This window comes from Colwellia sp. 6M3 (assembly GCF_014077595.1).
Classification (GTDB): domain Bacteria; phylum Pseudomonadota; class Gammaproteobacteria; order Enterobacterales; family Alteromonadaceae; genus Cognaticolwellia.
In genome coordinates this window covers 1-8,988 of sequence record NZ_JACGWF010000123.1, presented here as the reverse complement: position 1 = coordinate 8,988, position 8,988 = coordinate 1, and the positions used below count along the sequence as shown (strand labels likewise).

Here is an 8,988-nt window from a genome sequence, read left to right as displayed (position 1 = left end):
ATATTATTCATGGAGCTCTCCTATTACCTTTATATAACTCAAAACAAATCATCAATCGTTAACTTAATGTCTTTATTTGTGACTTTTTGTTGTTCTAAGATAGTTTCCCAACCTATATTTTTAGAAGGCTCGACAATATCACTAAGCTCTATACTTTTAAGCTTAAAGGGGTTTGTGGACGTAACTTTTAATATATCAGCCGCATACTTTAAAGACTCTATAGATAGATTTAACTCACCTTTTTTTAATGATTTTTTAACCGCATAGTTAATTAGTACCATTAAATTTCTTAAATTCCCTTTGCATGCAACATACATCGCCTTAGCTATTTCTGAATTAGTTAAGTTAGAACTTTTTTCAAATGGCAACACTTTATCTACTGCATTTAAGAAACTTAAAAAGTAATTTCTATTAGCCTTTAATTTAATCCTAAAAGGCTCTAAATTTTGTCGTAATAAAAACCTACCCGCTAATTGCTTATTGGTCTGAAGAATCAATTCAGAATAAGGCAAGCCAAATAGTATAATAGGTACCTTAGTTCTAACAATTAACATTTTTAGCCAGTCAGCTACTCTAAATAATACTTTTTTTGTTTTAAATTCAATCATGTGTTGAAACTCATCAATGATGATCATTTCAACTTGACAGTTTTTAATTAGAACCACTAATTTAGCGGTAAGCTCTATAATATTGTCACTTTTTGAGTAGAACGGATCACCTAAATCGTACAAAAGTTGTTGAGCTGCAGTAATAGGAGTCGAACTTTCCGGTAAGCTTGTTGATAGTATTGGTATTTTAGAAGCATACTCACTTTCTAAATTAGGTCTTTCTTTGTGATAGTATTCAATTAAGGATGTTTTTCCTGCCCCAGTATCACCCGTTACAAGCATGCACTGTGGATCATTTGTAAGCTTGCTATCTAAACGACAATCTTCCATTAACTCTAATATTTGGTTTAGTTTGGGACTAAGAACAAATATTGTGCTTAATGATGGGATAGAAGCATTATTTTGATATTGTTGGTTAGCTATCATTAATATCAACACTCCAGCTGTCATCAAAATCCCAATCAGTGTCATCGTTATTTATTGGATCACTCTCTTTTTTACTTTCGGTTTTGTTTATTAATGATTCAGGTGAATAGCCGCCATCTTTTTCAATATAACGACTTGCTCGCTTTTTTCCTGTTATTTTCGTCTTTTTATTGCTGACAGCATCTTCAACAATATTTCTTATTTTAATTCGAGCTTCGATTAAATCCCCTAAATTAAAACTTTCACCTATATATTTTTGGACATATTTAAGGTGAACTTTATGTTCCCATAAAGAAAGGTTTTCGGTGTATTCAACATCTACCGCGGGTACCCGAATGTATTTCTGCTCTTCATTATTCAGTACATATATGTAACTTAAATCATCAGAGAGGTATTTATATTGTATTTTATGATCGCCTAAGTTTGCCCTAATAAGCGCAAGTTCATCACTGTGGTATCGTAAATATTTAAATGTAATGCCTTCTTTTCTTAGCGTGCTTTTGTGTAAGTTGCCCATGTAAAAATCAAGTTTACTTTCCGAACCTTCAAATTTTAGTGGCGGGAATTTTTCGCAAGCTTTATTCCAGTTGAGCTCAGGAATATCTGTTTTTCGTGAATTAGGTGCATGTTGATATATTTCAACAACCCATACAGCCAATACTTCTTTCAAGACTGCTAATGTTAATACGGCATATTTCTGAGGGTCATAATCTTCTCTTTCAAAAATATTTGAAAAGGATTTACCTGGTGTGCTTGTGAACAAGCTCCGATTTAATGTCCCAAAGAAACGCTCGACGCTTGGTTTTAGCCAAGGTTTTCGAACAGGATTTTGTTTGATATCGATATTCAATTCCAAACACATATTCACAAAACCTCCACTCCAAAACTCACTTCCGTTATCTACAACTAATTGTTCTGGAATGCCATAAGCAGACCACTCTTTTTTTATGTCTGGAAAGTCAGTTTTCATCCACGCTTTAGGTAAAATAGTGTTCTTTAAACCATAACCTACCGAAACAATACTAGGAGGCTCAAAACCAATGTAATAACCAGTTATTGATTTTGTATGACGATCTTTGAATACAGTTAAATAAGGTCTTCCTAGTGGTAAGTTGGATACTTCATCAATTACAAATAAATCTAAGGGTGTATGATCAACTTCTACACACTCCAAAGCCCTTGACGTTTTTAATATCATTCCTACTTTATTAAATTCTTGCTTTGCCTTTGCTTTTCCTTCAAAAGCTAATTTTTTATCATATGGTGTAATAGCATTAAACTTCCTTCTTACGCTCTCATATGAAGGCGCTACTAACTTTGTGCCCGTATTTTTATTGTGCAAATATATAAGTTCTTCTAAATATTTATGTCCATCAGCAATAGAGGGTCTTTCGACACTTAATAGTCGATTCATAGCTTTTTGTAATAATTCATCAGCTATATTAGATAACCGCAAAGTATTGTTACCTGAGCTTTTTTTAGGGACCAGAGAGATAAGTTTTCGGCCTGAGTTTTGATAACTTTTATGCCACCTTATCAAGGTTCGCCAATTAGGAGCGTGACCACCTAAAATAATTTGAATTTGGCTGATGGGGTCTTTAAGTGAATTTTGCGTGAATGCTTTTATATTCAGGCGATATAACTCTTTTAACCAAGAATATCGATGAATGGCATCACTTTGCTGATCTTCAGAGAATACAGTGATATCTGAAAAGTTTTCTTCTGTTTTTTTAGTTTCTATATAAGCGTGAAATGGTTTTTCATTCGCAGTGTTATTTAAAGCTCCTTTCGACAGCTCTTTATTATCTGAAAACAAAGAATCAAATGAATTAGCCATAACAATATAAGTCACTATTAGATTCTAATGGCTTAAATAGATTGGACTCTAGCAAGCCTTTAGCTAATAAGTCTGCAATATGTGGAATGATTTCCGAAAAAGATGTTTGAGTGTTATCAATTAAATATGACAACGTTAAGCTTTCGGCAGAGGTAATCAACTTTAATAGTTGCTTTTGAAAAGATGTTAAGTTGTGCTCTAGGCGTTGATATCTATGAATTAATTTTAAATTATTAAGTAATGGTATTATACGAATTTGTTTTTCTGTTATTAATTCTAGCTTTTTACCTAGGTTTAAAGCAGCAATTTTTTTAGCTTCAAATTCAAGATTAAATTCTTCGGATAGGGTTTTACAAAAAGGTTTTACTTCGTAGAATATTTCTTCTTCGCCATCAAGCGTTACTAAAAAATCAGGAGTGTAGCTTCTTAATTTACCGCATAACTCATATTGAAAACCGATAGGTTGAGCTTCATATAGAATAATCTGTTTGGAAAATTCAAAATGGAAACATGAATCATATTCTAAAGATGATTCAACAACGATCATTTCCCCGCATTTTGTACTGGAAAATTTATGGATATTTTTTACTGTTGATTTCTTTAAGGTACGTTTGTACATTTGAATTCCAACATATATGTAATAAACTTACGTAATGATTGGTCAAAAAATGAACTTTGTCAAGGTATGGTTGTTTTTTGTCAAGGTATGGTTGTATCGACATTAAAAGAAGATTGGGTGGCAACCCTAATAGCCACACTCCGGCACATGAGTCGTCTGCTGCGGTTGCTTCCTTCCGGACCTGGCCGAGTTCACAGAGTATCATTGCGGAGGGACCAAAAGGGTCACCATAGTAGCGTCAAAACAAACTCTTCAACGCGGCGCGAATTATCGCTAAACAATAGCTTGGTTGCAAGCCCTAGTTAATAAAATTAAACTGCTTGTGGTTTTTTTGCACAAACATTAGCAAATACCTGCTTAAATTCTACTAATTCTTGATTTATATCACCGGTAATAATAACGGCGTGGTGAAATTTCACTTCTTTTTTAAAGAAATCAAAACTTACGGGTACCACAGGAACATTGGCTTGTTTAGCAATATGTAAAAAACCAGTTCGCCACTCTACTGTTTTGCTTCTAGTCCCTTCTGGCGCAATACCTAAAATGAATTTCTCGTTGGAGTTAAACTCATCAACAATTTGCCCCACAACCCCATGACTATGATTACGATCGACACCAATACCCCCTATCCCGTTTAACAAGGATTTAATTGGCCAACGAAATAGACTTCCTTTCGCCAAAAAGCGTACTTTAAGGTTTAATGTAAACATGACCCCAATACCGACAAAAAAATCCCAATTTGAGGTATGCGGTGCAACGGCAAGAATAAATTTAGGTTGCTGAGGTAAATCTCCAATAATTGTCCAACCACACCGCATCATTATTTGTCGTGAAAAACGGCTTAATAGACCATAATTACGGGTTGCTATACATTCGGGTACAGTCGGTATTATCATTTTTTTCATTTACTGCGTACCAAGGATCAACGTGCTCTAGCTAGTTTTTCATTAATTTCCAGCATCACTGACTTAATAACAAGTAAATTTTCTTTGCCGAGTCTAAGTAATAGCTTTTCAGCATCATCTAATGACTCTAAAGACTCATCTTTGTATTTATACATAACACTTGGTCGTTCTAATTCTGGTTGATTTTTAGGAATTTCCATGTCTAAAACTTTGGTTATTGCGTTATGCAGCTTGTCAGTAAAATCTTGATCTGGGTAGCCTAACTCTCCATATGCTTGGTCAATAAGTGGTTTTAGCTCAATGTACCATTGCACAAGCATTTCGCTATCCATTGAACGTAAAAGATCAACATATAGACTAAAGCGACGAGCACTACTTTCATCCCACTGCAATTTTGTGCCTTGATCAGTTTCTTGTTCAAGTGCCGTAAACTTAGTGTTTGGCATGACTAATGGTGTGTGTTCATATGCTAAAGTACCTTGACTGAAGTTATCAGTAAACACCACGAAACGACGGATCATATCATCCGTTACCACTAATTTAAGTAACTCTTTTCGCCAAGTTAAGGTAGGTAATTTGGTACTAAACCAGCTATCACTTTCGTCTAATTTAGGTAAGTTAATTTCAGGTTCGATATCAACGATATCTTCTTCAATTGTCTCGGTTAGAATGTCTTGCTCAAGCAACTCTGGCTCAGCTTCAATAATTTCAACAGGCTCTTGAACTGCAGTAATAGCAACTGGAGAAGCGACTTCAATAGCACTGCTATCGTCGCCAGCAATAACATAATAATAAATAACAAAGGCGATAATCGCGGCTATAATTATCGCAATAACAGCCCAAGGCGTTTGTTTTTGTTCTGTATGTTGAATTGACATATTAACCCTTGTTTATTGAAAAAAGTGAATGATAAATAATGAATTTACCAAGTTATACCCTTGATTATAACCCTATTTATTTCTGTGCATCTTCCTGATTCTCAGGAAGTGAAGCAATAAATGCGGGATGTTTATTACAATTATCTACAACACGGCAGATATTCGGAAAATCACTCATATCAAGATTAAATCGATTAGCATTATATACTTGTGGTACTAAACAAATATCAGCCATCGTTATAAAATCACCAAAGCAATAACGCCCGGCATTCAGTTCCAATTGCTTTTCAACTGCAACAAAACCAACATTCATCCAATGATGGCTCCAAGTCAGCTTATCACTTTCTTGTAACGAAAAACTTTTTACTAAATATTGTTGCACCCTTAGGTTGTTAACTGGGTGCATTTCACAAGCTATATCAAGTGAAAGTGCCTTTACCTTAGCTTTAGCTACAATATCTTTTGGGTAAACACTTACCGATGGAAATTTATCATCTAAATACTCAATAATTGCCATTGACTGATGAAGCGTAACATCTTCATCAACAAGCGTTGGTACTAAATGCGTTGGGTTTAAATCAGTATAGGCAGCCTTGTGCTGTTCTCCACCATCTTTTACTAAATGTACTGGAATTGATTCAAACGCCAGTCCTTTAAGATGCATTGCAATTCGAACTCTATATGCGGCAGAAGAGCGCCAATAACCATATAATTTCATTTATAATACTCAATTAGCCTTGAGAAATGCCAATAATAAATCTAGACAATATTGGCAGAATCACGTTAAATTTTTACCGTTTTTTTGTTGATATCATAATCACGTAACTTATTAGCAATCGCGGTATGACTCAGTCCTAATTTTTTCGCTAATTGTCTTGTACTAGGATAAGCCGGGTAAAGCTTTCTCAGTAAATCAGCTTCAAAATTTTTCACAGCGGCATCTAATGTGCCTTCAAAATCTTGCTCTAGATAACCATGCTCACGTGTATATGCTGGTAGCTGTAAATGTGAGGTCATAATGATATTACCTTCAATTAAAGATACCGCCCGAATTAACACATTTTCAAGCTGCCTAACATTACCTGGCCAAGGGTAGTGTTCAATAAACTCCAAACACTCAGGATCGAATGAAATATGAGTCTTACCAATACGTTGACCAAATTTAGTCACAAAAAGTTCCGCTAAAGGCACGATATCAGAACGTCGCTCTCGTAAAGATGGAATATTAAGGCCTAAAACATTTAAGCGATAATATAAATCTTCTCTGAATTCACCAAGAGACACCATGTTAAGTAAATCGCGATTAGTCGAACCTATAATACGTACATTAACTTTAATTTCTTTTTCGTCATCAATGCGTCTAAAAGTGCCATCTTGGATAACCCTTAACACTTTTGTTTGCAGTTTGGCGGACATTTCACCTACTTCATCAAAAAATATGGTGCCACCATCGGCTGACTCAAAAATACCACGTTTACTATTTACTTGCCCTGCAGCACCTGAGCCAAATAATTCAGTTTCTGCTGCGTCGTCAGGTAATGCGGCACAACTCAAGGTCATAAAAGGTTTATCGGTTCGGTCACTAGCAGCATGACAAGCGCGAGCTAATAACTCTTTGCCAGTCCCAGTTTCTCCAACAATCAACATTGAAGAGTCAAGCAAGGCCATGCGCTTGGCTTCACGAATCAATTTACGCATAGAGCTACTATTAGACTGAATGCCGTTAAAGTCATTCTCATTAGCCTTTTTAAAAACACTAATTTGCTGACCTAATCTAGCTTCAGATTTTAATATAATCACTGCACCAGCAAGTAATTGCTTTTCATCGCCATCTGCAATGTGAATAGGAATAATATCTGCAACAAAATCGTCGTCTTGAAATTTAACCCTGCGAGTTTGAGCTAGCACTTCTTCACTATCAAGCCAGCGAGAGAAATTAAACCCTTTTAGCCACTGGCCAACATGCTCTCCAATAATGTGTTCGAGCGATTCGCACATTATTTGCGCCGCGATATTATTTACCACGCGTATTTGCCCTTTGTTATCAACAGATATAAAAGGATCAGGGAAAGTTTTAACTAAGGTTTCAAATTCATTTCGTTCACGCTCTGACGGCATGTAAGGTGTTGTTTTAACATCTACAATTCCGTCAATTAAACGTAATTGCGGCATAAAACTTTGTAACTCTGAAAACTCCAAATCAGGGATGTTAATAAAAATTTTTCCCGGCTGTTTAAGCTCGATACCACGTAGGTCAATCCCACGTTCAACAAATATCGCCAACACACTTTGCGCAATACCTACTCGGTCATGGCAACCAATTTCTAAACGCATTTATTAACCTCAAGCAAACATCAAAATCTAATAGCGCTATTGTAAACTAATTTTTACAACAAAAAAAAGCCCCCATTGATAGGAGGCTTGGTATTATTGTTGTAAGCAAACATTACAGAAGTTGGTCAGTTTTAGCCGCACAGATAAAGTCATTCTTATGCAGCCCTTTAATAGCATGAGTCCACCAAGTAACTTTTACTTTTCCCCACTCTAATAAAATGGCCGGATGATGAAATTCTTTTTCTGCTAATTCAGAAACTTTATTTGAAAAAGCCCAAGCTAACTTATAGTTTTTGAATTTATAAACTCGCTCTAGCATCATTACGCCATTGTTTACTTCAGGCACCCAGTCAGGTATTTGAGACAATAAGCTTGCTAACTCATCGTCGCTAACTTTTGGAGCATCCACTTGGCATGCTTCACATTGTTGATTTGATAATTCGCCACTCATAAATATTCCTTAACTTGCTTTTAATTCAAATTTAGCTGGATGCAGACCAATTTGTTTAGCTTGCTCTACTAGTTCCATAATATCTTCTACTTCTAATTTACGTATATCGTCTAAATCGCTAACCTTTGTCAGCATAAAATAAACTGGTTGCATAATATCAATGCGATATTGAGTGCGAAGAACATCTAGAACATCTAATGGTTTTCTTTCCACTGACTTATCGTTCAAGGCATATTCAGTTTCACTAGGTGAAGACAAAATCCCTCCACCGTAAACGCGTAAACCTTTAGGTGTGTTAAGTAAGCCAAACTCTACAGTAAACCAATAAAGTCGAGCTAAAAACACCCTGTCTTCTTTCGAGGCATTTAAACCCATCATGCCATAAGCTTGGGTGTAATTTGCAAACGACTCATTAGTTAACAACGGACAATGACCATATATTTCATGAAATATATCGGGCTCTTGTAAATAGTCGAACTCTTCTTGTGAACGAATAAATGTAGCTACTGGGAATTTTCTTTCAGATAATAATCTAAAAAATTCACCAAAACCGATTAAGGCTGGTACAGGTTCACAGCACCATCCTGTTGTCGCTTTTAAAACCTCACTCACTTCCCCTAATTGTGGAATCCGATCAAGTGGTAGGTTAAGCTTAGTTAATCCTTCATTAAACTCATCACAAGCTGTGTCTTTTACTGTTGAAAGCTGACGAGTAATTAATGCATGCCAAATTTCATTTTCTGCCGTTGTCCATGCAATATTGCCATGTTCATCTGCAACTTTTGAAACGTATTTAGTTGCCTTCCCCATTTTTTTAACCTTACTTTATTCATATCAAATCTATAATTAATTTTATTTTGATATGTAAACAATTTAGTTGTCACAATAGTAAGGCAACATCAGTAGAAAAAGCACTACCTGGCAAGCGGC

Annotated in this window: 9 protein-coding genes and 1 other RNA gene; all 10 read right to left on the bottom strand. The window is 35.5% G+C overall.

Going from position 1 to position 8,988, the window contains the following annotated elements; translation table 11 throughout:
* Nucleotides 1–38: 38 nt before the first annotated feature.
* Entirely contained in the window at nt 39–1,058 is a 1,020-nt protein-coding gene (locus H4J50_RS17540; RefSeq protein WP_182257509.1) for a TniB family NTP-binding protein, read from the bottom strand.
* Entirely contained in the window at nt 1,024–2,871 is a 1,848-nt protein-coding gene (locus H4J50_RS17535; RefSeq protein WP_182257508.1) for a Mu transposase C-terminal domain-containing protein, read from the bottom strand. The genes H4J50_RS17540 and H4J50_RS17535 overlap by 35 nt, the downstream gene beginning before the upstream one ends.
* A complete protein-coding gene (locus H4J50_RS17530) occupies nt 2,864–3,490 on the bottom strand; it encodes a TnsA endonuclease N-terminal domain-containing protein (protein ID WP_182257507.1) in 627 nt (208 codons plus the stop codon). Before H4J50_RS17530 ends, H4J50_RS17535 begins: the two co-directional genes overlap by 8 nt.
* Before the next feature lie 124 nt (nt 3,491–3,614).
* Nucleotides 3,615–3,711: signal recognition particle sRNA small type (ffs, locus tag H4J50_RS17525), an RNA gene on the bottom strand.
* A gap of 90 nt (nt 3,712–3,801) precedes the next feature.
* Complete coding sequence (locus H4J50_RS17520; RefSeq protein WP_259366287.1) at nt 3,802–4,395, bottom strand: 1-acyl-sn-glycerol-3-phosphate acyltransferase; 594 nt, start codon at nt 4,393–4,395, stop codon at nt 3,802–3,804.
* A gap of 17 nt (nt 4,396–4,412) precedes the next feature.
* Nucleotides 4,413–5,273 carry a DUF3014 domain-containing protein gene (locus tag H4J50_RS17515; protein ID WP_182257506.1) on the bottom strand — a complete coding sequence of 287 codons (861 nt, stop codon included), beginning with the start codon at nt 5,271–5,273 and terminating at the stop codon, nt 4,413–4,415.
* A 76-nt stretch (nt 5,274–5,349) separates the two neighbouring features.
* Nucleotides 5,350–5,991 carry a maleylacetoacetate isomerase gene (gene maiA / locus H4J50_RS17510; RefSeq protein ID WP_108455298.1) on the bottom strand — a complete coding sequence of 214 codons (642 nt, stop codon included), beginning with the start codon at nt 5,989–5,991 and terminating at the stop codon, nt 5,350–5,352.
* A 65-nt stretch (nt 5,992–6,056) separates the two neighbouring features.
* The gene (gene tyrR / locus H4J50_RS17505; RefSeq protein ID WP_108455297.1) at nt 6,057–7,607 is read right to left on the bottom strand and encodes a transcriptional regulator TyrR; all 1,551 of its coding nucleotides are present in this window, start codon (nt 7,605–7,607) and stop codon (nt 6,057–6,059) included.
* A gap of 112 nt (nt 7,608–7,719) precedes the next feature.
* Nucleotides 7,720–8,058: a 4a-hydroxytetrahydrobiopterin dehydratase gene (locus H4J50_RS17500; protein ID WP_108455296.1), complete on the bottom strand. Its 339-nt coding sequence runs from the start codon at nt 8,056–8,058 to the stop codon at nt 7,720–7,722.
* A 9-nt stretch (nt 8,059–8,067) separates the two neighbouring features.
* Nucleotides 8,068–8,868: a phenylalanine 4-monooxygenase gene (gene phhA, locus H4J50_RS17495; protein ID WP_182257505.1), complete on the bottom strand. Its 801-nt coding sequence runs from the start codon at nt 8,866–8,868 to the stop codon at nt 8,068–8,070.
* Between the last annotated feature and the right edge of the window lie 120 nt (nt 8,869–8,988).

What these genes read in the sequence shown, in the direction of transcription:
- phhA (WP_182257505.1), bottom strand. Translation starts at nt 8,868, where the DNA reads ATGGGGAAGGCAACTAAATACGTTTCAAAAGTTGCAGATGAACATGGC.
- H4J50_RS17530 (WP_182257507.1), bottom strand. Translation starts at nt 3,490, where the DNA reads ATGTACAAACGTACCTTAAAGAAATCAACAGTAAAAAATATCCATAAA.
- H4J50_RS17515 (WP_182257506.1), bottom strand. Translation starts at nt 5,273, where the DNA reads ATGTCAATTCAACATACAGAACAAAAACAAACGCCTTGGGCTGTTATT.
- tyrR (WP_108455297.1), bottom strand. Translation starts at nt 7,607, where the DNA reads ATGCGTTTAGAAATTGGTTGCCATGACCGAGTAGGTATTGCGCAAAGT.
- maiA (WP_108455298.1), bottom strand. Translation starts at nt 5,991, where the DNA reads ATGAAATTATATGGTTATTGGCGCTCTTCTGCCGCATATAGAGTTCGA.
- H4J50_RS17500 (WP_108455296.1), bottom strand. Translation starts at nt 8,058, where the DNA reads ATGAGTGGCGAATTATCAAATCAACAATGTGAAGCATGCCAAGTGGAT.
- H4J50_RS17540 (WP_182257509.1), bottom strand. Translation starts at nt 1,058, where the DNA reads ATGACAGCTGGAGTGTTGATATTAATGATAGCTAACCAACAATATCAA.
- H4J50_RS17535 (WP_182257508.1), bottom strand. Translation starts at nt 2,871, where the DNA reads ATGGCTAATTCATTTGATTCTTTGTTTTCAGATAATAAAGAGCTGTCG.
- H4J50_RS17520 (WP_259366287.1), bottom strand. Translation starts at nt 4,395, where the DNA reads ATGAAAAAAATGATAATACCGACTGTACCCGAATGTATAGCAACCCGT.